The organism is Brevibacterium sp. GP-SGM9 (assembly GCF_047300845.1).
GTDB lineage: Bacteria > Actinomycetota > Actinomycetes > Actinomycetales > Brevibacteriaceae > Brevibacterium.
On record NZ_CP178563.1, the window covers coordinates 2686855 to 2709502 of the forward strand.

The 22648-nt window shown below is 67.3% G+C and carries 22 protein-coding genes; 7 read left to right on the forward strand and 15 right to left on the reverse strand.

The genetic code is table 11. The annotated features are described in order from the left end of the window. Positions 1-26: 26 nt before the first annotated feature. From ACH82I_RS12130 to ACH82I_RS12145, 4 genes are all read right to left on the reverse strand, one after another. On the reverse strand, positions 27-989 hold the full coding sequence (locus ACH82I_RS12130; protein WP_413332890.1) for an anti-sigma factor domain-containing protein: 963 nt from the start codon (positions 987-989) through the stop codon (positions 27-29). Next, a complete protein-coding gene (locus tag ACH82I_RS12135; protein WP_413332892.1) occupies positions 986-1507 on the reverse strand; it encodes a sigma-70 family RNA polymerase sigma factor in 522 nt (173 codons plus the stop codon). The genes ACH82I_RS12130 and ACH82I_RS12135 overlap by 4 nt, the downstream gene beginning before the upstream one ends. A gap of 316 nt (positions 1508-1823) precedes the next feature. Next, the gene (locus tag ACH82I_RS12140; RefSeq protein ID WP_413332894.1) at positions 1824-2504 is read right to left on the reverse strand and encodes a fasciclin domain-containing protein; all 681 of its coding nucleotides are present in this window, start codon (positions 2502-2504) and stop codon (positions 1824-1826) included. Positions 2505-2692: 188 nt separating this feature from the next. Further along, complete coding sequence (locus tag ACH82I_RS12145; RefSeq protein ID WP_413332896.1) at positions 2693-4309, reverse strand: molybdopterin-dependent oxidoreductase; 1617 nt, start codon at positions 4307-4309, stop codon at positions 2693-2695. Between the two features lie 141 nt (positions 4310-4450). Between ACH82I_RS12145 and ACH82I_RS12150 the strand changes: the two genes are divergently transcribed. The 3 genes from ACH82I_RS12150 (at position 4451) to ACH82I_RS12160 (ending at position 6823) form a co-directional block, all read left to right on the forward strand. Beyond that, entirely contained in the window at positions 4451-4954 is a 504-nt protein-coding gene (locus ACH82I_RS12150) for an OsmC family protein (protein ID WP_230746403.1), read from the forward strand. Positions 4955-5026: 72 nt separating this feature from the next. Beyond that, positions 5027-5815 (forward strand): trimeric intracellular cation channel family protein, encoded by a 789-nt coding sequence (locus ACH82I_RS12155; RefSeq protein WP_413332898.1) that lies wholly within the window; start codon positions 5027-5029, stop codon positions 5813-5815. 102 nt (positions 5816-5917) lie between these two features. Continuing rightward, positions 5918-6823: a hypothetical protein gene (locus ACH82I_RS12160; protein ID WP_413332900.1), complete on the forward strand. Its 906-nt coding sequence runs from the start codon at positions 5918-5920 to the stop codon at positions 6821-6823. Positions 6824-6872: 49 nt separating this feature from the next. Here ACH82I_RS12160 and ACH82I_RS12165 read toward each other — a convergent pair whose 3' ends face one another. Beyond that, the gene (locus tag ACH82I_RS12165) at positions 6873-7592 is read right to left on the reverse strand and encodes a GOLPH3/VPS74 family protein (RefSeq protein WP_413332902.1); all 720 of its coding nucleotides are present in this window, start codon (positions 7590-7592) and stop codon (positions 6873-6875) included. Between the two features lie 118 nt (positions 7593-7710). Here ACH82I_RS12165 and ACH82I_RS12170 point away from each other — a divergent pair, with 118 nt between their 5' ends. Continuing rightward, positions 7711-8574, forward strand: coding sequence for a PPK2 family polyphosphate kinase (locus ACH82I_RS12170; protein ID WP_413332904.1), 864 nt, complete (start codon positions 7711-7713; stop codon positions 8572-8574). Between the two features lie 72 nt (positions 8575-8646). On the opposite strand, the gene ACH82I_RS12175 is transcribed toward ACH82I_RS12170, so the two are convergent. From ACH82I_RS12175 to ACH82I_RS12190, 4 genes are all read right to left on the reverse strand, one after another. Further along, positions 8647-9069, reverse strand: coding sequence for an OsmC family protein (locus tag ACH82I_RS12175; RefSeq protein ID WP_413332906.1), 423 nt, complete (start codon positions 9067-9069; stop codon positions 8647-8649). A 31-nt stretch (positions 9070-9100) separates the two neighbouring features. Continuing rightward, complete coding sequence (locus tag ACH82I_RS12180; RefSeq protein ID WP_413332908.1) at positions 9101-9487, reverse strand: rhodanese-like domain-containing protein; 387 nt, start codon at positions 9485-9487, stop codon at positions 9101-9103. Positions 9488-9625: 138 nt separating this feature from the next. After that, entirely contained in the window at positions 9626-10216 is a 591-nt protein-coding gene (locus ACH82I_RS12185; RefSeq protein WP_413332910.1) for a cysteine hydrolase family protein, read from the reverse strand. Between the two features lie 135 nt (positions 10217-10351). Continuing rightward, positions 10352-10732, reverse strand: a complete 381-nt coding sequence (locus ACH82I_RS12190; RefSeq protein WP_413332912.1) for a hypothetical protein — start codon at positions 10730-10732, stop codon at positions 10352-10354. A gap of 149 nt (positions 10733-10881) precedes the next feature. Here ACH82I_RS12190 and ACH82I_RS12195 point away from each other — a divergent pair, with 149 nt between their 5' ends. Together ACH82I_RS12195 and ACH82I_RS12200 are read left to right on the forward strand one after the other, a co-directional pair. Then, positions 10882-12147 carry an MFS transporter gene (locus ACH82I_RS12195; RefSeq protein WP_413332914.1) on the forward strand — a complete coding sequence of 422 codons (1266 nt, stop codon included), beginning with the start codon at positions 10882-10884 and terminating at the stop codon, positions 12145-12147. 131 nt (positions 12148-12278) lie between these two features. After that, positions 12279-13061 carry an MOSC domain-containing protein gene (locus tag ACH82I_RS12200; protein ID WP_413332916.1) on the forward strand — a complete coding sequence of 261 codons (783 nt, stop codon included), beginning with the start codon at positions 12279-12281 and terminating at the stop codon, positions 13059-13061. A gap of 73 nt (positions 13062-13134) precedes the next feature. Here the strand turns inward: ACH82I_RS12200 and kynU are convergent, their stop codons facing one another. From kynU to ACH82I_RS12230, 6 genes are all read right to left on the reverse strand, one after another. After that, complete coding sequence (gene kynU / locus ACH82I_RS12205) at positions 13135-14400, reverse strand: kynureninase (protein ID WP_413332918.1); 1266 nt, start codon at positions 14398-14400, stop codon at positions 13135-13137. A 139-nt stretch (positions 14401-14539) separates the two neighbouring features. Beyond that, positions 14540-16726 carry an iron ABC transporter permease gene (locus ACH82I_RS12210; protein ID WP_413332920.1) on the reverse strand — a complete coding sequence of 729 codons (2187 nt, stop codon included), beginning with the start codon at positions 16724-16726 and terminating at the stop codon, positions 14540-14542. After that, entirely contained in the window at positions 16723-17772 is a 1050-nt protein-coding gene (locus ACH82I_RS12215; RefSeq protein ID WP_413332921.1) for an ABC transporter substrate-binding protein, read from the reverse strand. Before ACH82I_RS12215 ends, ACH82I_RS12210 begins: the two co-directional genes overlap by 4 nt. 160 nt (positions 17773-17932) lie before the next feature. After that, positions 17933-18769, reverse strand: a complete 837-nt coding sequence (locus ACH82I_RS12220; protein WP_413332922.1) for an AraC family transcriptional regulator — start codon at positions 18767-18769, stop codon at positions 17933-17935. Beyond that, entirely contained in the window at positions 18769-20601 is a 1833-nt protein-coding gene (gene recQ, locus ACH82I_RS12225) for a DNA helicase RecQ (protein ID WP_413332924.1), read from the reverse strand. The genes ACH82I_RS12220 and recQ overlap by 1 nt, the downstream gene beginning before the upstream one ends. Positions 20602-20736: 135 nt before the next feature. Beyond that, positions 20737-22011 (reverse strand): MFS transporter, encoded by a 1275-nt coding sequence (locus ACH82I_RS12230; protein ID WP_413332926.1) that lies wholly within the window; start codon positions 22009-22011, stop codon positions 20737-20739. A 105-nt stretch (positions 22012-22116) separates the two neighbouring features. Here ACH82I_RS12230 and ACH82I_RS12235 point away from each other — a divergent pair, with 105 nt between their 5' ends. Then, complete coding sequence (locus tag ACH82I_RS12235; RefSeq protein ID WP_413332928.1) at positions 22117-22623, forward strand: Rieske (2Fe-2S) protein; 507 nt, start codon at positions 22117-22119, stop codon at positions 22621-22623. Positions 22624-22648: the final 25 nt, after the last annotated feature.

Consider the following 22648-nt stretch of genomic DNA (forward strand, 5'->3'; position numbering starts at 1 on the left):
GACCACGCTGCTCCGTGCGGCGCGGCCTACAGGTTGATCGCGACGACCGGGTCCGTGGTCGGCTGCTCGGAGCCGCCCTCGGGTTCGACGGTGATGCCGAAGACGCTGCCGGTGGCGAACTCGTGGCCGGCGATCGTCACCGGCTCACCGGTCATCAGCCCAGCGCTCGCCGGACCGTCATCGCCGATCACCCACATCTGCATCGACTTCCCGGCCGGAGCCTGTCCGACATCGCGCGGGCTGAAGCGGATGAGCTGCTCGGACTCGGAGGACAGCACCGTGACCGTTCCGCCTTCGGGCAGTTCGGCCGTGCTTGTGTGCAGGTCGTCGGCCTCCATCAGACGCGTAGACTCGTCGAGCTGCTGCTGGGTGGACGCGAGGTCCTCCTCGAGCTGGTTCTGACGCTGCGTCTGCTGCCAGATCGTGACGCCGAATCCGGCGACGACGATGAGGGCGGCCGCCGCGGCCGCATAGGGAAGCCACGAACTGCGACGCCCGGCTCGGGCTCGGCGGTTCGGACCGCGGCCGCTGCTCCGTTCGCGGTGGTCGGCCAGGGAGGCCGGGGGTGTGGGGTCGCCCGGGTTCGCAGCTGTCGAGTTCTGCTGCGCATGGGGCGTGGGGTCGACCGGGTCAGGCGCGGTCGGAGTTTCCTGCGCATGCGTCGCCGGGTTTGGCGGCACGTCCACAGGGCGCTCGTGCGCGTTCGCTTGCGCATTCGCCGGGCGCTCCCGCAAACCTTCCTGCGGTTCGTCCGCGGAACCCTCCTGGGGATGGGTTGCGGGGATGGAGAGGATCGCTGCGCGGGTTTCGGCACTGACCTCGACGGGTTCATCGGATTCGGCGACCAGCGACATCGTGTCTTCGTAGGAGGCGACCTCGGCACGGAAGTCGGCATCAGTCTCGGCGAGGGCCTGTGCCTCGACCAGTTCGGTCTCGCTGAGTCCCCCGAGCGCCAGGCCGGCGGCCAGATAATCACGATCGGTGCTCATCGACTCGCCTCCAATTCCTCTCGCAGCTTCTTCATTCCGTCTCTGATCCGTGACTTGATGGTCCCCAACGGGACCTTGAGGGTCTGAGAGATCTGAGCATGTGTCAGACCCTGGTAGAACGCCATCACGATCGGTCTGCTCTGATCCTCCGGCAGTCCCTTCAATGCTGAGACCGTCCGATCCGATTCTGCCCGGTCGATCACTGTCTGCTCGACATCGTCACCGGTGGCGGCGGTGGACCGGAGTCCATCGGCGAGGTCCCGGTCCTGTTGGGACTGGACGCTGCGCACGCAGTCGATGGCTCGCCTGCGACACAAGGTGATCAGCCATGCCCGGCCCGTTCCCCTCGCCGGGTCGAAACCCGAGCATCGTGTCCATACCTCGGTGAAGCATTCCTGCAACACCTCCTCGGCCAGTGACCGGCTCTTGACGATCCTCACGATCACGGCCATGAGGATCCTCGACTGGTCCGTGAAGAGTTCCTCGAACGCCGCCGTCTCGCCCGCAGCGATCCTCACCAGCAGGTCACCGGTGGGCTCCGCCGGTGCGGATCCTGCCGACCCAGACCCTGCAGACCCGGAGTCTGCCGACCCGGACCCTGCCGACCCGGACTCCACCGGTGGCGTGGGGGCCGGGTGTCGGGATTCTGGTGCAGACCCTGGGGGTCCTGGTCGAAACGCCGTCGGATCGTGTGAACTCATGGACCAATCTTCTCATCCCCCGACCGATGACTGACACGCTCGTCGGTGGGTGAGGGAGGAAAGAGGGGTGGCCAGGGACCGATCGGGGTATCAGTGATCGGTCCCTGGCCGGTACTGCGAGGGGTCTGGGATGTCAGTCCTTGGGCATCATGACACTGTCGACCATGTACACGGTGGCGTTGGCGGTCTTGACTCCGCCGCAGACCAGACCGGCATCGTCGAACTTCATGTCCTCGCCCTCACCGGAAACAGTGACCTTCGAGCCTTCGACGGTCTCGTGCTCACCGGCGATCTCGTCGGGGCTCAGCTGTCCGGGGATGACGTGGTAGGTCAGGACCTTTGTGAGCATGTCCGAGTCCTTGGCCAGGGCATCGAGGTCGTCCTTGGGTACGGCGGCGAACGCGTCATCGACCGGGGCGATGACAGTGAACTCGTCACCATTGAGGGTATCGACGAGATCGACATCCGGGTTGAGTTCACCCGAGACGGCCTTCGTCAGGGTGGTGAGCATCGGGTTGTTCGATGCCGCGGTCGCGACCGGGTCCTGGGCCATTCCTTCGACCGAGCCCCCACCGTCGGGGTTTTCCTCGGCGTAGGTCGAGCAGCCGGAGCCGACGAGGTCGCCACCGGCCATCGAAGCGTCACCGGATTCCTCGGGCATCTGGGACTCAGCGGCCTGGGATTCGGTGCTGGAGGATTCGGAACCGGAGTCCTCGCTGCCGGAGTCCATGCCTCCGCAGCCGGAGAGGGCCAGGAGTCCGATTGCGCCGGCTGAGAGGATGGTTGCGGTACGTGTGCGAAGCATTGTTTTCATTGTTCTTCTCCTTGTCAACAGTGGTGCGTATCGGCGCACAGCTGTGAAGTAGTCTCCATTGCCTGCTGTGTACTGGGTATTCGCAGCGGGTGCGGTCCTGGATGGGTGGATCGGTGAGAAAGTTGAGAAATTCTTCGCCGAGACGGTTCCGCCCTTCCCGACGGACGCGCAGGACGGGGCATTCCCCTTCACTCAACACGGAACTGGATGTGATGGTGTCCGGTGGCCGAGTTCGGGATCGAATCCCGGCGCTTCGCGGTCTGCACGGTGCCGTCCTTGTCCGTGGCGCGCACGGTCAGGGTGTGGGAGCCCGGCTCCACCTCGGCGAATTCGGCCCGCCACTGCCGCCAGGTGTCGATGGAGACCTCCTCGGCGAGCTCGGTCTTCGTCCAGTCGCCGTCGTCGAGTCTGACTTCGACGGTCTCGATCCCGGACCGCTGTGCCCATGCGGTGCCGCCGACCCGGATGTCGCCCGCGGCGACCTTGGCCAGGGGTTTGGGCACCTCGATGCGGGAGGCGACGAGGATGGGCGCCTTGGCGTCCCACCCGCGGTCGGTCCAGTAGGCGGTCTTTTCGTCGAAGCGGGTGACCTCGAGCTCGGTCACCCATTTGGTCGCGGACACGAATCCGTAGAGCCCGGGCACGACGAGCCTGGCCGGGAACCCGTGTTCGGGCACAAGCGGCTGCCCATTCATCCCCACGGCCAGCAGGGACTCACGATCATCGCGCAGCGCTTCGATCGGCGTCGAGGCGGTGAAGCCGTCGAAGGAATGGGACAGCACCATATCGGCATCCTGGTGGGGCCGGGCCCGGGCGAGGAGTTCACGGACGGGGAAGCCGAGCCAGGTCGCATTCCCGACGAGCTCACCTCCGACAGGGTTGGAGACGCAGGTGAGAGTGATGTGATGCTCCTCGAGGGGAAGGTCGAGGAGTTCGTCCATCGTCAGGGTGACCTCGTTCTCGACCATGCCGTGAATGCGCAGCGACCATTCCTCGGGGTCGATGACCGGGGGAGCAAGCACCGTGTCGATGCGGTAGAAGTCCTTCGCCTCGGTGACGAAGGGAACGGTGCCTTCGACATCGGCGCTTGCCGAGGCGGGGATCGGGGAAGCCTTCTTCGCAGGGTCGGGCAGGACGAGTTTGGCCACTGCCGCTCCTGCGTCCTGGGCGAGGGAGACGACGGTCTGACCGGCGGCGATGCTCGCGGCGCCGATCGCACCGAGGGTGCCGGCGAGGGTGAAGAAGCGTCGGCGGCTCAGCGGGTCGGGGGAGGTGGAGCCGTCGGGACCGGACTGGTCGTGGTCGGAACGGCGGGCCGCCTCGGCGGGGACGACGAACTCGCTCGCCTCGGCGGGGACGGTGAACCCACCGAACCGGAAGAGCACGATGAAGGTCGCGATGCCGGCGGCAAGACCGATGAGCGTGGGGACGAGGTCGAGGATTCCGGCCTCGGGGCGGAGGGCGATGACGACGGCAGGCACGAGCCCGGCGACGATCAACAACAGGAGAGCCAGCCGCCGGCGAGACACGGCCAGGGCCCCGATGAGCCCGCCGAGGACCAGCGCACCGAGTCCCGTGGACAGGACGAGGACGAGCTTGTCGTTCTCCCCGAACAGGGCGATGACGGGTTTGATGGCCGCCGGGGGAGCCAGGGGGATGATCGCCTGGCCCAAGGTGAGCAGCGGGGCCGCGCTCGGGCTGAAGGCGCGCGCGATGAGATCGGCGAGCCCGAACAGGACGAGCGTGGAGGCCATGCCGGCGACCGCACCGCGGATGCGGCGGAGCACACGATGTTTTCGGTTCATGCGAATCATTCGGAGCGAAGGCCGAAACGGATGACTGTGGGAATTCCGAGAGTCCTGTGAACGCCCTTCAGAGCCGCCGAGTCACGTCGCGTTCACAAAAGGCTCAGTGACCTTGTTGCCAAGCTGTCGTAAAATGAAGCAATGACTGAGAATCCTGGATACGCACAGCCGCAGGCTCCGAGCGGCGACTCGGATGAGCCGAAGAGCGCCAGCGCCCCCCTCTACACCGCCAAGGTCGAGAACCTCGGTGGGACCTCGGGTGAGGTGCGCGTCGAAGACGGGCTGACTCTGGCCACCGCCCCGACCTCGCACCTCGATCAGGGCAGCAACCCGGAGCAGTTCCTCGCGATGGCCTGGTCCACCTGCCTCGGCGAGACCCTCAAGGTCGTGCTCGCCGTCAACGAACTCGATGCCCTCTCCCGCGTGCGTGTCGAGGTCGACCTGCACAAAGAGGCCTCGGGCAACGGCTTCTACTTCGCGCCGCGTGCGTTCATCTCCATCGAGGGAGTCTCGGACGAAGACGCCGAGAAGTACGCGGCCAGGGCCCACGCCCGCTGCCCGATCTCGAAGCTGCTGATGGGCAAGGGCAGCCCGAGCGTGGAGATCGAGACCTACAAGAACCCGGACAACTTCCAGCTCAGCTGAGCGGCTCAGCCGGATATCGCCGAGGCACGTGGACCCAGGTCTGCGTGCCTTCGTCGTCCCCGGCGAGGTGGAATGCATCACGAACCGGGTGACGGGCCGGGACACTACAGTGGAGGCAGCGCCGCCCGCGGAGCCGGGCGGACCCTGAGCCAGCCGAACCCGGGAGCCGTTGTGGAACTGAACATGCAGGAGATCATCTTCCTCGCACTCGACCTCACAGGCACCTTCGTCTTCGCGGTCTCCGGTGTGCTGTTGGCGGCCCGGCGGGGCTTCGACATCACCGGCGGTCTGGTGCTCGGCACGATGACGGGCATCGGCGGGGGCATGATCCGCGATGTCCTCCTGGACCGGGTGCCGAACGCCCTCGGCCAGCCGATCTACCTCGCCCCACCGCTCATCGCGACCCTGCTCGTCTACATCATCGGCCAGTACGTCTCGCGCGCCCGGATCTGGATTGTCGCCTTCGACGCGATGGGTCTCGGGCTCTTCAGCGTCACGGGGACGACGATCGCGCTCAGCGTCGGCGCGAACTATCCGGCCGCGCTGCTCATGGGCGCGCTGACCGCGTGCGGCGGTGGGCTCATGCGCGATGCGGTGGCCAGCGAGGACCCCGCGATCTTCCGCGGCACCGACCTCTACCTCATCCCGGCCCTGTTCGGATCCGGCCTGACCATCCTCGCCGAGGTGACCGGACTGCTGAACGGGATCACCTCCCTGCTCATCGCGGCTGCCGCCTTCGCCTTCCGGATGCTCGCCTGGAGGCTGCAGTGGAGGGTGCCGCAGCCGATGCGCTCGTGGTCCTACCGTGAGACCGGAAAGCGGATGAAGAAGCTGCCTTCGGTGTTCCGGAAACCGGACTGAGGTGCGGCGGTCGGAGGCTCGACCGGGTCGGGCCGATCCCTGACACAGATCTGCCACATTCTCTGCACCACAGGGGACCCTGCCTACTGAGAAGATGAGTCCATGAGTGATTCCCTCCCCGCCCCACCTCCCGAAGAGCCCGTGCCGACCTGGGCGCGCGACTATCTGCGCGTCATCGGCATCTCCGTGTTCGCCGTGCTCTTCCTGACTCTGCTCATCGGACTCGCCGGGACCGGTCTTCTGCGGAAGAACATTGCCACCGACCCCGTGGCAGGCGATGGGCTGTGGGCGGGAATCTGTGCGGGACTGCTCGTGCTGCTGTTTCCCTTCCTGTTCTTCGAACAGGCCCGCAGAGACTCGGGATTTCGGCGCTCCGGGCTCGTGCCTCTGCTGCTCCTCGGAATCCTCACCGTCTCGGTGATCGGGGTGCTGGCGATGATGACCTGGCCATTCATCCTCGGAGATCGTGCGATGCCCGGCACCGTGGCCGCCGAGCTGACCACGGACCCGGCCGGCATCTTTCTCGTTCTCCTCTTCCTCCTCGCTGCGACGGCGTGGAACACCTGCCTCGTGATGAACATGATCATCTTCGGCTGGAAGGGCGCGCTCGTCCTGATTCTGCCCTTCCTCGGCATGGTCTTCCTCATCGAATTCGCCGGCATCAACATATTCGAGAACCCGCCGAGCACCACCGGCATTCTCCTCTGGGGCGCGCTCGCCCTCGTCGGTCTCGTGGTGCTGGGGGTCTTCGGTGCCCTGCGCAATGTCATCGACCGGCCGCCACAACAGGCGACCGAAGCCGAACGAGCCGAGTTCACGAGCCTCTATTGGGAAGAGCGCAACCGATACGGACATGGAGACGGGATGCGGCTGCCGGGAATCGATTCCCACCAGCCGCCCCAGCCGACTCCGTCGCCCCAGCCGACTCCGTCGCAATTGCCGCCTCGACCGTCACAGCCGCCTCGGGGGCCTCAGCCGCAACAGCCGCCTCGCGGGCCGCGCGGCTGAAGCTCCGCGGCTGAAGCCTCGTGATTGGAGCCGAGGCTCGGCATGCCGTTCAGAGAATCGGCGCCGAGGACCTCGCTCCGGTCAGTGAGGAGACAGCCCGGGCGAGTTCGTCCGAGATCTCCTTGATCGCCGAGGCGGTGCCCGGTGCGCTCACCGTGCCCTTCTCGATCGCCCTGATTCGCTTGGCGACCTGCGGATTCCACGGCAGGTCCGGAGCGAGGAGCGAATAGACGCGGCAGGCCGAGAGCAGACCGATGAGCGCGGCACCGCGCAGATCTGGTCGCCCGTCGCCGGTGAGCACGTGGCCCTCGGCGGTGACGATGTCACTGATGCGAGAGCCGAGCCGGACCCGCAGGTGGGGTTGTCGCAGCGGCCACCTCGTCGCCGGGATGAGGCCGAGCCGTCTCTTCGTCTGTCGGTCGACGATCTCTCTGTGCGAGAGCCGCTCGAGCACGAGCTCCTTCAGCCCGGTTTCGAGCGAATCGATGAGAGTGGGGATGAGGGTCCGGGCCGAATACTCCTTCCGACCGAACGACTCGAGCGCCAGGGCGAGCAGAGGATCGATCGCAGTCGCATCGCGCTGCGCACGGATGAGCGTGCCCTTCGTCCTGTGATGGGAATGGACCTCGAGGTGCTCGAGATGTGCGAGTTCGACGAGCACGGCTCCTGCCAGGGCATAGTCGAGAACTGCCGCTCCGGCGACCGAATTTCCGTCCTCGGACAGGAGCAGCAGCATGAGGTCTTCGACAATGAGCAGGTCTTCGTTCATCGCGATGCCTTCCGCTCTCCTCCTCCAGTTTAGTGGAGCCGAGGGCAGGACCCCAGGATTGTGTGGACGCTCGGCCCCCTGCCTGCAAAGATGAAGGCATGAGCACGGAGATGAAGTCATGAGTGAGAAGACGGACCTCGGCTGGTCGGAGGATCCCGCACCGCTGCTGCGAGTCGACGACGGCTTCCGCCTCGACGAGGTCGATCCGCATTCGACTCCCGGCTATGAGGGAAACAAGAAGTCCGGCCGCAGGGACCTCCAATACTGCACCGGTGAGCTCGACGACCTCCAGGAGCGACTCTTCGCCGCCCACCATGACGAGGAGTCCGGCCCGGCTGTCCTCCTCGTCCTCCAGGCGATGGACACGGCGGGCAAGGGCGGAATCGTCCGCCACGTCGTCGGCTCGGTCGATCCGCAGGGCATCGAACTCGCGGCCTTCAAGAAGCCCAGCAAGGAGGAACTCGCGCACGACTTCCTGTGGCGCATCCGTCCGCGTGTCCCCGGGCCCGGCATGATCGGCGTCTTCGACCGCTCCCATTACGAGGACGTGCTCATCGGGAAGGTCCGCGAACTCGCCGACGAGGCCGAGATCGAGCGCCGCTACGAGGCCATCAACGCCTTCGAAGCCGAACTCGCCGAGGCGGGGGTGCGGATCATCAAGGTCATGCTCCACATCTCCCCGGACGAGCAGAAGGACCGGCTCATGGAGCGCCTCGATCGCCCCGACAAGCACTGGAAGTACAACCCCGGCGACGTGGACGAACGCCTCCTGTGGCCGGACTACATGCAGGCGTATCAGACCGCCTTCGAACGCACCTCCACCGAGGCGGCCCCGTGGTACGTCATCCCCGCCGACCGCAAATGGTATGCCCGACTCGCGGTCCAACGCCTGCTGCTCGGCGCCCTGCGGGAGATCGACCCGCAGTGGCCGGCCGCCGACTACGACGTCAGCGTCGAGCGGGAGAGGTTGGCCGAGAGCTGAGGCACCGCCTCGGCGCTGGGATGCTCAGTCACCAGACCAAGCAGCCGCCGGGTCGAGCAGCCGCCGGGTCGATCAGTCGCGGCGGATGCTGAAGTCGACCGTCGTCGGATGTTCGACGGTCCGGGAGACCGTGCAGTACTTGTCGTGGGAGAGGCCGACGAGCTTCTCGATGCGCGCATCGGCCTTGCGTCCCTCCTCGTCATCGGGGAAGGCCAGATCGAAGTCGAGGTGGACGTTCTCGAGTCGGGAGGCACCGTCCTCGTCGAGTTTGTCGGCATCGGCGTGCACGTCGAAGCGGGTCGGTTCGGTGTGCCGGCTGGTCACGGTGTCGACGTCGATCGAGGAGCAGCCCGCGACCGCCGCGAGCAGCAGCTCGACGGGTGTCATCAGGCCCTCACCGCGTCCGAATTCGACGCTGGCTCCGCTCGGTGCGGTGGCCCGGTAGTGGTTCTCGGCGATCCTGGTCAGTTCGATGCTGCGCTTGTCCTCACTCATGAGGCCATGATGCCAGATCCACGCCTCGCCATCACGGCCTGCGGTCGGGAGCTTCCTCGGTGGTCGGCAGGTTCGCCGCTTGCCAAGCCTCGAAGCCGCCGATGACATCGGCGGTGTTCGTCAGTCCCATCTGCCGCAGATTCCAGGCCGCCACCGACGACGAGTAGCCGTGCCGACAGATGAGGATCCACCGCCGGTCGAGACTGTCGGCCTCCGGAATGCGCCAGTCGAAGTCGGGATCGAGCCGCCAGGGCAGAACGGTCAAGTCGATGGCCAGAGACCCCGGAATCGACGGAGCGGCGTCGCGGTGGACGTCCGTGCGGACATCGACGATGATCGCGCCTCGGCGCTGTTCTTTCAGAGCTTGGACAGGACTCACCCGATCGATCGCGGAGCGGGCGCGGGAGAGCAGATCCATGGATCCTGTCGCACGTGGTGTTTCAGCGCTCACGCAGGGCAGGCCCTTCCAAACGCCACGGCTGTTTGGCTGCGCGGGGCGCACCGCGGCCGATTCGCTTCGGGGCGTGCACCGCCGGGCCGCCTCAGCCGGGTCGCATCAACCGGCATCGAAGTCGATCTCCTGCGCGGCTTCGACCTTCGCGGTGCGGCCCGGACCCGATTCGAAGCCCCAGTAGAGATTCGTATGAGAGACGACCTTCTCCGGTTCGGGCGCACCCCATTCGCTGAGATCTTCGGTGGTGTGCGCATCGGAGACGAGCGTGACATCGTAGCCGCGGGCAAAGCCGCCGTGGATGGTCGAGCGGATGCACGCATCGGACTGTGCCCCGGTGACGACGAGGTGTCCGATGTCCTTGGCGGAGAGGACCTCCTCGAAGTCGGTGTCCTCGAAAGTGTTGCCGTGGGTCTTCTCGACGATCGCCTCACCCGGTTCGGGTGAGAGTGCGTCGACGATCTGCCACTGCGGCGAATCGGTGGGCAGTTCGCCCGAGGTATGCCGGACCCAGATGACCTCCGTGTCCGCGTTGCGGGCGCGATCGACGAGGTCGGAGATCGTGGAGATCACCGACTCGGCGTTCCACGAGGCGTCCATGACTCCGGTCTGGACGTCGACGACGATGAGGGCGGAGTTCGGACGTTCGGATGCAGGAGTCGAGGTGGACTGCGGTGGGGTCGCGGTTGCGGACATGAGGATCCTCCTTGATCAGCTCCATCATCCACCCGGACGACGGCACGATCAAGGGTGCTTGCGCGGTCAGTGAGCGTGCCCGGTCAGGGCAGGACCGCCTCGGCGCGGGGAACGGCCTTCGCCGTTCGGGTGTGCTCAGGCGAGATCGCGGGCGGGCGCGCTCTTGCCGCGGCGAGCGGCGATGAACGAACGCACACCGGCGACGATGTAGACGATGAGCAGGACGAACGTGATCGTCGAGACGATGACGGCGGCGGGGCGTTCGGCGGTGCCGGCGAACAGATCGCCGAGCTTGAGCACGTTCATGAAGGTGCCGATGATGCCCAGCAGTGCGACGACGAGGGCGATGTGGATGCCGATCTTCGGACGTGAGAGGCCGATGATTCCGCAGATCAGGAGCACGACGCCGAGGATCGAGGGAATCAGGGCGGTCCAGCTGGCCATCCCGGTGACGAGCCAGCCGATGACTCCCATCAGGATGAGGATGATGGACAGGCCGATGGTGGTCTTCGCCATGAGTGCGTTCCTTATACGAGTGTGGGTGTGCTGCCCGCCGCGACACTGTGCACGGGCCTGCTCCGATTCTATCGGTGGGTCCGCAAAGTTCGGTTCCATGGTGCGGAACCTCACATCGGGCCGCCTCGGCGGAGTGCCAGAATGGCCAGGTGAGCGATAATCGAGACGATTCGGCCCAGGATCCGGGTCCGCGCCGATTCGGGGTGCTGCGCAGCTGCAAGACGGCACCGTACCTTGTCGGGTCCGGGATGGCGATGATGGGCGACAACATCGAGCATGTCATCACCTACTGGGTGCTGTGGCAGAAGTTCGAATCGCCGGCGCTCGTCGGCTTCCAGCTCATCAGCCATTGGCTGCCGTTCCTCCTGCTCTCCGTCTACGCCGGCTCCTTGGCCGAACGCTTCGATTGTCGACGCCTGATCCAGATCGGGCAGGGCCTGTTCATGCTGGTGTCGCTGTGCTGGGGGATCCTCTTCCTCACCGACTCCCTGCAGCTGTGGCAGGCCTGCGTCCTCCTCGTCATCCACGGGTTGGCCGGCTGCCTGTGGGGGCCGGCGGAGCAGATGATGCTCCACGACTTCGTCGACCGGTCCGAACTGCCGAGCGCGGTGCGGATGAACGCGACCTTCCGCAGCCTCGGCATCCTCTTCGGCCCCGTCGTCGGTTCGGCGCTGCTGCTCTTCTTCGGGCCGACCTGGGGCATCTTCATCAACATCGTCTTCTACCTGCCGCTGACGATCTTCCTCTTCCGCACCCCCTTCACCGGCCATATCCGCAGCGGCGGAGTGCGGACGGCGAGGACGACGCTCATGCAGTCGCTGCGGGTCCTCGTCGAGGTCCGCCACAACCGTTCGATCATCGGCATGCTGCTGCTCGCGGCACTCGCCTCGATCACCATCGGCGCCGTGCTGCAGACGTCCATGCCCGTCTTCGGCGGCCTGCTCACCGGGCCCGGAGGCGACAGCGACTTCACCTACGGAGTGCTGCTCTTGGCCATGGGCGCCGGGGGAGTGCTCGGCGGGTTCCTGCTCGAGGCCACCGGATGGGTGCGACCGACACCTGCGGCCGCGGCGGTCGCCGCTGCTGGACTGGGCGCCTCGGCGATCGTCTTCGCCTTCACCTCGCATCTGTGGCTGGCCGTGATCATGCTGCTCTTGGCCGGGGTCTGCAAGATCACCGCCGAATCCACGGAGATGGCGATCATCCAGCTCGAGGCGCCGACCCACATCCGCGGACGGGTGATCGGGTCCTATGCGACCTTCGGCCCCGGCATGCAGACCTTCTCCGGGGTCACGGTCGGCGTGCTGGGCACGATCGCCACGATCCCGGAGGCCGTGATGATCGGCGGGACCGTGCTGGCCATCGGGGCCGTCGGCATCGGCCTCTTCGCCGTCGCCGGGCGGAGGCGGACGTGACCCTCGGCCCGCCTCCGCCCCGTCCTCCCCAGCTACCCGACGGCGGCCCAGCCACCTGGCGCCAGGTGGCTGGGCCGCCGCGGCCGGAGTCTTGCGAGGCGCGAGCGGAGTCTGGTGAGGAACTGACCGGGGTGTCGTTCGGCTATGCACCGGTCAAGGGGACTCGGCACATCGTTCGACCGGATGCGGTCATCGACGCCCACGGGCCCGTCGACGACCGGCGCTACTGCCTCATCGACGTCGACCGCCGGCAGGTGCTCAAGACCGTGCAGAATCCCTCGCTCATCGGAATCCTCGCCTCCGTCCGTGGGGACGGCGGTGATGACGGTCAGGAACTCGAGCTGCGACTGCCCGACGGGAGGTCGGCCAGTGCGGTTCCCGCACCCACCGGTGAGACGCTGACCTGCGACTATTGGAAGCGGAAGGTCGAACTGACCGTGACCGAGGGTCCGCACGCAGCCCTGGCCTCGGACTGGCTCGGCCGGCCCGTCCGACTGGCTCGAGCACCCCGCGGGGACATCGTGTTCGGATCCCCGATCTCCATCGTCACCACCGCGTCCCTGCGTGACCTGGCTGCGCGCATCGATCATCCCGACCTCCTCGCCGAGGCGGCCCGGTTCCGTGCGACCGTCGTCGTCGACACCGATCAGCCCTACGTCGAGGAGACCTGGCAGGGCCAGGAGAAGATCCTCACCGGATCGTGCTTCGCGAACTCCGGTGTCACGGCGCTGCGGGTGCGCATCGGCGCAGCCATCCCGCGGTGCGCGGTCATGGATCTGCATCCGGTCACGGGTGAGCGCGGCCCTCGGCTGCTCAAGACCCTGGCCGGCTATCGGCCGAAGAACGAGGCGGGCGAACCCCTGTTCGGAGTCAACGCCGAGGTGGTGATAGCCACCTCGCCCACACGCAGGTGACGGGTGCCCAGCAACCTGGCGCGAGGTAGCTGGGCCGCCGTCGGGTAGTTGTGGAGGGTCAGATGACGGGTGATCAGGTGACGGCGCCGCGGACCTTGTGCTCTGGGGCATCCCACAGGCGATTGTCGAGGATGTCGCGCAGCGCTTCGACCGTGTCCCAGACCTCGGTGAAGCCGATATAGAGGGGCGTGAGACCGAAGCGCAGAACCTCGGGCTCCCGGTAGTCGCCGATGATGCCGCGGGCGATGAGCGCACTCATGATCGCGAAACCTTGCGGGTGTGTGATCGAGACCTGAGATCCTCGGTGGGCGTGCTCGCGTGGGGTGACGATCTCGATCGGATGCGCGGACAAGCGCGAATCCACGAGCTCGATGAACAGGTCGGAGAGTTCGAGGGATTTCGCCCGCACCGCCGCCATGTCCACGTGGGAGTAGATGTCGAGCCCGAGTTCGGCCACCGACATCGACACGATCCCCTGCGTCCCGGTGAGGTAGCGGCGGATGCCCTCGGCCGGCGCGTAGTCCGGCGACATCTCGAAGGGACGGTCGTGGCCCCACCAGCCCGAGAGCGGTTGGGTGAATCGGTTCGCCAGAGCCTCGGCGACCCAGATGAAAGCGGGCGATCCGGGCCCGCCGTTGAGGAATTTGTAGGTGCAGCCGATGGCCATGTCCGCACCCGATCCGGCCAGGTCGATCTCCAGCGCTCCGGCCGAATGGCACAGATCCCAGACCACCAGCGCCCCACCGGCATGGATCGCCGAGGTGGTCGATTCCATGTCGAAGAGGCGGCCGGTGCGGTAGTTCACGTGGGTGAGGACGACGAGGGCCACCTCGGCGGTCATCGTCGTGGGAAAGCCCGCCGTGACCTCTGCGTCGTCGACGAGCCGAACCTCGTAGCCGTCGCCGAGCTGCTCGGCCAGTCCTTGGAGCATGTAGATGTCGGAGGGGAAGTTCTCGCGCTGGGTGAGGATGACGCGACGCTCGGGGGCGTCGACGGCCTGCATCTTCAGTGCGGCCGACGCCGCCTTGAAGAGGTTGATCGAGGTGGTGTCGGTGACCACCGCGCTGCCGGCTCCGCCGCCGATCAGCCCCGCCACCTTGTCGCCGAGCTTCGCCGGCAGGTCCCACCAGCCGGCGGTGTTCCACGAGCCGATGAGGCCCGTGCCCCATTCGTCCTCGATCACCTCGCGGGCGCGTTCCGTCGCACCCTTGGTGCGCGGGCCCAGCGAATTGCCGTCGAGGTAGATCGTCTCGGGCGGGAGGAGGAACTCCTCGCGGAAGCCGCGGAGGGCATCGTCGGAGTCACGGAGTTCGCAGGAACGGCGGTCGGTGGTCGTCACGGTTGACCTTCCGGAGTGGAGAGAAGCTGATCGAGTGTTCGTACCTCAGGCTACATGTGACGCCGGCGAACCGAGCCGACCCTGCCCGGGCTTCCTCACACCCGTGAAGGCGAACTGACCCGACCCGGCCCGGTCTTCCTCACGCCCGTGACCGTTTGAGCAGCCACACGAAATAGGGTGCGCCGATCAGGGCGATCATCAGCCCCGCGGGCACCTGAGCAGGAGCGACGACTGTGCGCCCGATCGTGTCGGCGAGGCAGACGAGGGCCGCCCCGATGAGCAGCGAAACCGGGATCACCCGGCGATGATGTGAGCCGACGAGGAAACGTGCGAGATGCGGGGCGATGAGTCCCGCGAACCCGACGACGCCGATCGCGACCACGCTGACCGCCGCCAGCACGGCCGCCACCAACAGCACGCCGAGGCGGGTCGGCGCGGTCCTAATGCCGAGCAGCCGTGGGGTGTCCTCGTCGAGGGCGAGGATGTCGAGCCGTCGCGCACACAGCAGCATCGCCGGCACCGCGATGACCAGGGCGATCGTCACCGGGACGACGTCGGGCAGGGTCCGCCCATAGGTGGTGCCCGAGAGCCATGTGAACAGCCGTGGGGTCTCCCACGGGTCGACGCGCAGCAGCAGAAACGTCGTCATCGCGGTGATGGTGTAGCCGATTCCGATCCCGATGAGCACGAACCGCTCCGGCAGGAATCCGTCCTTCCACGACAGGGCGGCGACGAGGCCGAAGGTGAGCACGGATGCGATAAGCGCCCCGGTGATGAGCAGCGGCCGCGCACCGCCGAAGCCGGTGACGACGATGACCGCACCGAGACCGGCTCCAGCGGTGATGCCGAGCACCCCGGGCTCGGCCAGAGGATTGCGGACCGTCGACTGGACGAGGCACCCGGCCAGGCCGAGGGCGGCACCGGCGAGGCAGGCGGCGATGGTCCGCGGCAGCCGTTCGTTGAAGGCCCGGTCGACGAGCGCCGGCGCCTGGTCGCCCAGCCAGAGCTGAATATCGCCGAGGCGCAGCCACATGCTGCCTGCGAGCAGACCGAGCACGAGCATCCCGAGCACCGTGAGGATGCCGATGGTCAGGATGAGACCGAATCGGCGGCGGGTCCGCAGGGGAGTGCGCAGGCCGCTGCCTCCGACGCCCCCGCCTCGTGCCGAGCCCGCATCGCGCAGCCGCATCGCGAGGACGATGATGAGCAGTCCGCCGAGCATCGCGGTGGGGGTCCCGGTGGGAATCGACGCGGCGCCCTGAGCCCCGAGCATCGCGCGGATGATCGCATCGGCGAGGACGATGAGCAGCGCTCCCAGCAGCCCGGAGACCGGCAGCAGCAGAATATGCCTGCCGAGGACTCTGACCCGGGAGGCGATGAGGTGGGCGAGCACGGGTGCACCGAGTCCGACGAAGGCGATCGGCCCGGCCAGGGTCACCGAGGTGGCCGTGAGGATCACGCCGCAGAGGATCGCTGCGAACCGCGTGGTCCGCACCGAGATCCCCAGCGAGGAGGCGGCATCATCGCCGAGGGCGAGCACGTCGAGGCGTCGGGTCAGCAGCAGTGAGACGCCGAGGGTGACGGCGATGACCGGTGCCGCACGCAGGGAGGCGTCGATGCTCAGCTGGGCGAGCGACCCGTTGCCCCAGGCGTAGAGGCCGACGGTGTTCTCCTTGAACAGGATGAGCAGCAGCCCGGTCCCGGCGTCGAGGGCCATGGCGATCGCCGACCCCGCGAGGATGATGCGGGTGGTCTCCGTGCTCACGGCCCGCCCGGCCAGGCCGAGCACCGCGCCGGCGGCGATCAGCCCGCCGAGCGCGGCACTCGCACTCGAAGCCCACAGCGGCAGGGTCAGCCCGAGGGCCGCGAGCAGGGTGAGGGCGAAATGCGACCCGGCAGCCACGGCCAAGGTGTCCGGTGAGGCGAGCAGATTGCGGGTCACCGACTGCAGCAGCGCCCCGGCGATTCCCAGCGCCGCTCCGACGAGGATCCCGGCGGCCAGACGCGGCAGTCGGGATCCCGCGAAGATCTCGGACACCGGCACGCCGCCGATGTGCGAATCCTCGCCGAGGAGGCCGGAGACCAGTCCGCCGACGCTCAGTCCCGAGGTTCCCTGGGTCAGATGCCAGAGCCCGGCGGCGACGAGGGCGAGGACCGCGGCGACGAGGACCGCGCCGGCGGCTGCGATGCCCGCGGCCTTCGACGGTGCGGCGGGACCGGCCGTATCGGCAGGGCCGGGCGCATCAGCGGGACCAGCCGCACCTCCGTCGACGGGATCCGCGGCGGTCATCGCGGCCGGGGCCTGCCTGCTCGGTGTTTGTCTCACTCTCCTGTCAGGAGATCAGCGTAGGCGTCGACGGCCTGCTGGGTCGAGCGCGGACCGCCGGCGCCCCAGACGACCGGGAACTCGTAGGCGCGTCCGTCCTTGACCGCAGGCAGGTTCTTCCAGATGCCGCTCTTCTCCAGCTCCTCGCCGTACCCGGATTCCGAGCCGTTGGCGTAGAAGAGGTTCGCGTCGCCGACCCCGGTCAGCCCTTCGACATCGGTCTGTGCGAGTCCGTAGTCGGCGTCGAGGCCGCCGGTGCCGTGAGACTTGTTGACCTTCTCGTCCCATGCCGGAGTCATTCCCAGCTCTTCGCCGAGCTGGGTGAACAGGGCGCCTTCGGTGTAGGGGCGCAGGGTGAGGTTGCCTCCCTCGACCCAGCCGTCGAAGAACACGAAGTCCTTGGTGGGCATATCGACCTTCGCGACATCGGCCTTCCGCTCGGTGAGGTGCTCGTCGAATTCGGTGAGCACCTGATCGGCGCGTGCGGTGCGGCCGGTCGCCTCGGCGACGAGTGAGAACACGCTCTTGACGTTGCCGATGGGATCCTCGGGGTCGTTGCCGCGGGCGATGACGACGGGCACGCCCTGCTTCTCGAGCTGGTCGAGGATCTCCTCGTCCTTGCTGAAGCCCTCGATGATGATGAGATCGGGGTCTTCGGCATAGAGGGCGTCGAGGTCGGGTTCCTCGCGGGTGCCGATATCGGCCACGCCTTCCGGCAGCTTCTCCGCCGACACCCAGGTCGAATAGCCTTCCGGATCGGCCACGGCCACCGGGGTCACGCACAGCGACAGGGCGTCTTCGACCTCCTGCCATTCGAGAATGGCGACGCGTTCTGCAGGTTTGTCGAGCTTGACGGTGCGGCCGACCCCGTCCTCGAGCTCGACGGGACCGGTCGAGGTCTCCGTGGTGTCCTCGGCACAGCTCTCGGACGCCGGTGCGGAGTCGACGCTGTCGGCCTCACCCACCGAGGTGGTGCCGCAGCCGGCGGTGAGTGCCAGTGCGAGGGTGCCGATTCCCAGTCCCGTGAGCCGACGCAGATGTCTCAAGTTCAGTCCTCATTTCGATGCTGCCCGGCCGAATGCCCGGCGATGACATTAGGTGAGTCTAAGCTCAGTTCGAACTGTCTGCAATGAGGAGAAATGGACCATTAATACGCGAAATCGGACAGGCGAGAGCAGGTCCTTCGGGGCGGAGGGAGCGTCCCGATCAGGGCCCGTGACTGCTCCCGGCAGCTACCCTTGGGGGCGCCTGCGTCGTCGATCCTATGAAGGTCCCCGGTGTCGACCCCATGACGCGTTTGAAGACGTCGATGAACGAGCTCGGGCGGGCATAGCCGAGGCGTTCTGAGATCTCGTTGACGCTGCATCCCGCGCCCAACAGCTCGAGGGCGTGATGGATCCTCACCTGCGCTCGCCACTGCTGGAACGACAGTCCTGTGGCGGCCCGGAAGGCCCTGCTGACAGTCCGCACGCTCACGCCCAGCTGACGAGCCCAATCCTCGATCGACCGTTCGTCGCCGGGATCGTCGAGGAGGGTCTGGGCGATCGTCCTCACGTGCCCGGTCTCGGGCAGTCGCACGGCCAGCTGCTGCTCGGTGGGTTCGAGGACGTCGAAGACCACCGCCTCGGCGCGGGTCCGTTGCTCGGCGCCGAGGTCCTCACGGCTGAGGTGGACGAGCAGGGCCTGGAGCATCGGCACCATGGCGACCGCGGTCGCCGAGGCAAAGGTCGAGGAGTCGAAGGTCTCCGGAGCATTCTCGGTCGAGAAGAAGGCGTTGTAGAGTTCGATCCCCGCCGTCAGTCTGCCCGAATGGGAGACTCCCGCGGGCACCCACAAACCGTAGCCTTCGGTGATCGTGAACACGCGATCGTCGATCCGCGCGGTCATCGTGCCCCTGCGGACCCAGACGAGTTCGTGAGCGGGATGCCGGTGGGGCTTCCACCGTGTCGGCTCCGGGACGAAGTGGGTTTCGGAGATGATGCGGAAGGCGCCGTCGGCATCGGGCGGCAGCGGATAGGTGCGCCCGACGAGCGGCCGGGCCATCAGCCCGCCTCGGCGCCGATGACCTCGAGGACGGCCGGACCGTAGCGGTCGAGCTTCTTCAGGCCCACCCCGCTGATCTGACCGAGCTCGTCGATCGTCGACGGCTTGGCCTCGACGATTCCGTACAGGGTGGCATCGGGGAAGACCACATAGGCGGGGACTCCCTGCTCCTTCGCCTGCTCGCCGCGCCAGGCCCGCAGGGCCTCGAACAGGGACGCCTCGGCAGGGTCGAGCGCGACCTCGGGGCCACCTCGGCGCTTGGCTCCGGTCTTCTTGCCCCCGGTTCTCTTCGGATCCACGCGCAGCGAGATCTCGGTCTCGCCGCGCAACACCGGCCCGGCCTCCTCGCCGACGACGAGGACTCCGTAGTCACCGTGGGATTCGAGCAGTCCGCGGGCGAGGACCTGGCGGATGACGGTCTTCCACTCGGCCTCGGACAGGTCGGATCCCACGCCCCAGACGCTCAGGCTCGCATGGTCGGCGGACCGGGAGCGATCATTGTCGTTGCCGCGCAGCACATCGATGACCTGACCGGAGCCGAAGCGCTGTCCGCGTTCCCGGTCGAGTCGGATGACGGCCGACAGCAGCTTCTGCACGGCCACGGTCGCGTCCCAGGTCACAGGTGGTGTGATGCAGGTGTCGCAGTTGCCGCAGGGTTCGGATTCCTCGTCGAAGTAGCGCAGCAGCTGGACGCGTCGGCAGTCGACGGTCTCGCACAATGCGAGCATCGAATCGAGGTGGCTCATCGCCCGGCGGCGAAAGGCCAGATCGCCCTCTCCGGATTCGATGAGGCGACGTTGGGAGACGACATCGCCGAGGCCGTAGACCATCCACGCGTCCGCGGGCAGACCGTCACGGCCGGCGCGACCGGTCTCCTGGTAGTAGCCTTCGACGGACCGCGGCAGGTCGAGGTGGGCGACGAAGCGGACGTCGGGTTTGTCGATGCCCATGCCGAAGGCGATGGTCGCGACCATGACGATGCCGTCCTCGCGGAGGAATCTCGCCTGGTTCTCGGCGCGCACTTCGGAAGGCAGGCCCGCATGGTAGGGCAGGGCGGTGACGCCTCTGGCCGCGAGCGCCTCGGCGAGCTGGTCGACCCCGCGGCGGGACAGGCAGTACACGATGCCCGAGTCGCCGGGATGTTCGGTGCTGATGAAGCTCATCAGCTGGGAGCGGGCAGAGGCCTTCGGTTCGATCCGGTAGGTGATATTGGGACGGTCGAAGCTCGCGACGAAGTGCTCGGCGTTCTCCAGGTGGAGACGTTCGGTCAGCTCCGCGTGGGTGGCCGGGGTGGCCGTGGCGGTCAGGGCGATGCGGGGGACGGTCGGGAAGCGCTCGGCCAGCACCCCGAGACCGAGGTAGTCGCTGCGGAAATCATGCCCCCACTGGGACACACAATGGGCCTCATCGATGGCGAACAGGGCGACCTGCGCCCGTTCGAGCAGCTGCATGGTCCGCGGCAGGACGAGGCGCTCGGGCGCGAGATAGAGCAGGTCGAGTTCACCGGCAAGCAGGGCGTTCTCGACGTTCTGCGCCTCCTCGAAGTCGAGGGAGGAGTTGAGATAGGCGGCCCGCACGCCGAGGTTGTCCAAAGCTGCGACCTGATCGGCCATGAGTGCGATGAGCGGAGAGATGACGATGCCGGTGCCCGCTCGCACGAGGCTCGGGATCTGATAGCACAGGGATTTTCCGCCGCCGGTGGGCATGAGCACGACCGCATCGCCGCCGCCGACGACCTGATCGACGACCGCGGCCTGCGTGCCCCGGAACTCCTCATAGCCGAAGACATCGTGGAGGACGTCGAGCGGCGAGGTCGTGGCGGCGGAGGTCATGATCCCCAGCCTAATGGACGCCCATGACGTGAATGTCGGCCCGGGCGGATCGACGGCGCCGGGGGATCGACGGCGCCGGGCGGATCGACGGCGCCGGGCCGGCAGCCTCGACCGGACCTCTTGCTTGGGCAGCGCCTAAGCCCGCGCGCCGAACCTGCGGAGCCCGAGCAGTCCCAAGGCGGACACCGCCGCGACCCCGATGGCGAAGATCGTCGTCGATCCGGCCAAGCCCGCCGAGGCGGCGAGCAGACCCGCACCGATCGCCGGCAGGGACATGGCGAAGTAGGCGACGACGAAGTACGAGGTGGTCGCCTCGGTGCGCCGCTGCGGCTCGGTGGCAGCGGCGATCGCCCGCATCCCGGTCATGAACAGCAGTCCCTGAGCGAGACCGGCGAGCACCGAGGAGGCGATGAGGATGCCCAGGGAGCTCACCTCGAGTGCGAGGATCAGCGCGGCCATGCTCACGATGATCGCGATCGACCCGAAGAGGATGAGAGCGCGATCGGCGAGGTTGCGGCAGATCATCTGGCCCGCCGCGGAGGAGCCGAAGAGCAGGAAGACCACGGTGCCGATGACCGCAGGGGACTCGATGTGGAGGGTCTGGCCCATGAAGTTCGGGGCGATCGCCGAATACAGTCCGCACACGGTGAAGCCGGTGATGGCACCCGGAGCTGCGGCCAGGAAGATCCGCCGCGACGTCGGTGGGACTCCCGGAAGCTGGAGGCGCAGGAGTCCCGAGTTCGGGCGGACGCGATCGCGGACGATGAGCAGCGCGAATCCGGCGATGACGAGCATGATCGCGTTGACGAGGAACGGTGTGAACAGTGGGCCGGGCAGGAAATGTGCCACCAGACCGGACATGAGGATGCCGAGTCCGAGTCCTCCCATGTTCGCCGCGGTGGCGACCGATGCGGCCAGGCGGTTGCGCCCCGGCGGCGCGTTCTCCATCACCGACACCGTGCCCGTGGCGGTGAAGATTCCGGCCGCCAGGCCCGAGAGGATGCGTCCCGCATAGAGCAGCCCCATGTTCGTGCCGACCATGAACATCACCGCCGAGGCGATCGAGAGGATCACGCCGGCTGCGAGCATGGGGCGACGGCCGAGGGCCTCGGAGAAACTACCGAAGAGCACGAGGGAGGCGATGACGCCGCCGGCATAGATCGCGAAGAGCACCGTCGTCTGCGTGTTGCCGAACCCGAACTCGACCTCGTACTGCGGGTAGAGCGGGGTCGGCAGGGTCGTGCCCATCATGACCACGGCGAAGACATACGCCGAGGCGGCCAGGCTCAGTCCCGTCCCCGGGGTCCGCGCGGTGCTCTCGGCTGCTGGCGCTTGGTCGATTCGGGGCGCCCCGTCGGTTCCGGGTGCCTCATTGGTCCCTGACGCCTCGGTGGCCTTGCGCTCGGGCATGGACTCTCCGTCTCTCATCGGTGGGCTGGGGGAACGGCAGTGATTGTACGCTTGAGTCAGCATGAGCGAGCGGATCCGGCGAATGCCGAGAAAGGGACGAACCTCATGAGACCAGCGACCGATCACGAGAACCCCTGCGACCATCAGAACGCCGGTCGAGAATCACATTCGTCCGAGCCTCGGTCCAGGCGCGCCGTCATCAGATCGGCGGGCGTGGCCGGAACCGTCGCGGTCATCGGCTCCTCGGCGGCGCTCACCTCGGCGTGCGGATCCGACGGTGGTGGAGGCGAGAGCGGCGGGAACGGCGGCGGGGCGCCGTCCGCAGATGCGAGCGTACCCAGCGGCGATGTGCCCGTCGGTTCGGGGACCGTCATCGACGAGACCTACGTCGTCACCCAGCCGCAGGAAGGCGAATTCCACGCCTTCTCCTCGGTCTGCACCCACCAGGGATGCCAGGTCCGCACGGTCACCGAGGACAAGATCACCTGCCCGTGTCACTCCTCGCAGTTCTCGACGACCACTGGCGAGGTGCTCGCCGGACCGGCGACCGACCCGCTGGCCGAGTACTCCGTGTCAGAAGCGGACGGTACGCTGACGATCTCAGGATCGTGAGGGGTCTGTCGGTTTGCGCTGCGGG

Bases quoted from the DNA above. Each gene is read 5' to 3' on its own strand.
- ACH82I_RS12230 (WP_413332926.1), bottom strand. From the start codon at position 22,011: ATGCCCGAGCGCAAGGCCACCGAGGCGTCAGGGACCAATGAGGCACCC.
- ACH82I_RS12145 (WP_413332896.1), bottom strand. From the start codon at position 4,309: ATGAACCGAAAACATCGTGTGCTCCGCCGCATCCGCGGTGCGGTCGCC.
- ACH82I_RS12180 (WP_413332908.1), bottom strand. From the start codon at position 9,487: ATGGATCTGCTCTCCCGCGCCCGCTCCGCGATCGATCGGGTGAGTCCT.
- ACH82I_RS12160 (WP_413332900.1), top strand. From the start codon at position 5,918: ATGAGTGATTCCCTCCCCGCCCCACCTCCCGAAGAGCCCGTGCCGACC.
- ACH82I_RS12170 (WP_413332904.1), top strand. From the start codon at position 7,711: ATGAGTGAGAAGACGGACCTCGGCTGGTCGGAGGATCCCGCACCGCTG.
- recQ (WP_413332924.1), bottom strand. From the start codon at position 20,601: ATGACCTCCGCCGCCACGACCTCGCCGCTCGACGTCCTCCACGATGTC.
- ACH82I_RS12175 (WP_413332906.1), bottom strand. From the start codon at position 9,069: ATGAGTGAGGACAAGCGCAGCATCGAACTGACCAGGATCGCCGAGAAC.
- ACH82I_RS12165 (WP_413332902.1), bottom strand. From the start codon at position 7,592: ATGAACGAAGACCTGCTCATTGTCGAAGACCTCATGCTGCTGCTCCTG.
- ACH82I_RS12220 (WP_413332922.1), bottom strand. From the start codon at position 18,769: ATGGCCCGGCCGCTCGTCGGGCGCACCTATCCGCTGCCGCCCGATGCC.
- ACH82I_RS12140 (WP_413332894.1), bottom strand. From the start codon at position 2,504: ATGAAAACAATGCTTCGCACACGTACCGCAACCATCCTCTCAGCCGGC.
- ACH82I_RS12150 (WP_230746403.1), top strand. From the start codon at position 4,451: ATGACTGAGAATCCTGGATACGCACAGCCGCAGGCTCCGAGCGGCGAC.
- ACH82I_RS12130 (WP_413332890.1), bottom strand. From the start codon at position 989: ATGAGCACCGATCGTGATTATCTGGCCGCCGGCCTGGCGCTCGGGGGA.
- ACH82I_RS12185 (WP_413332910.1), bottom strand. From the start codon at position 10,216: ATGTCCGCAACCGCGACCCCACCGCAGTCCACCTCGACTCCTGCATCC.
- ACH82I_RS12190 (WP_413332912.1), bottom strand. From the start codon at position 10,732: ATGGCGAAGACCACCATCGGCCTGTCCATCATCCTCATCCTGATGGGA.
- ACH82I_RS12235 (WP_413332928.1), top strand. From the start codon at position 22,117: ATGAGACCAGCGACCGATCACGAGAACCCCTGCGACCATCAGAACGCC.
- ACH82I_RS12155 (WP_413332898.1), top strand. From the start codon at position 5,027: ATGCATCACGAACCGGGTGACGGGCCGGGACACTACAGTGGAGGCAGC.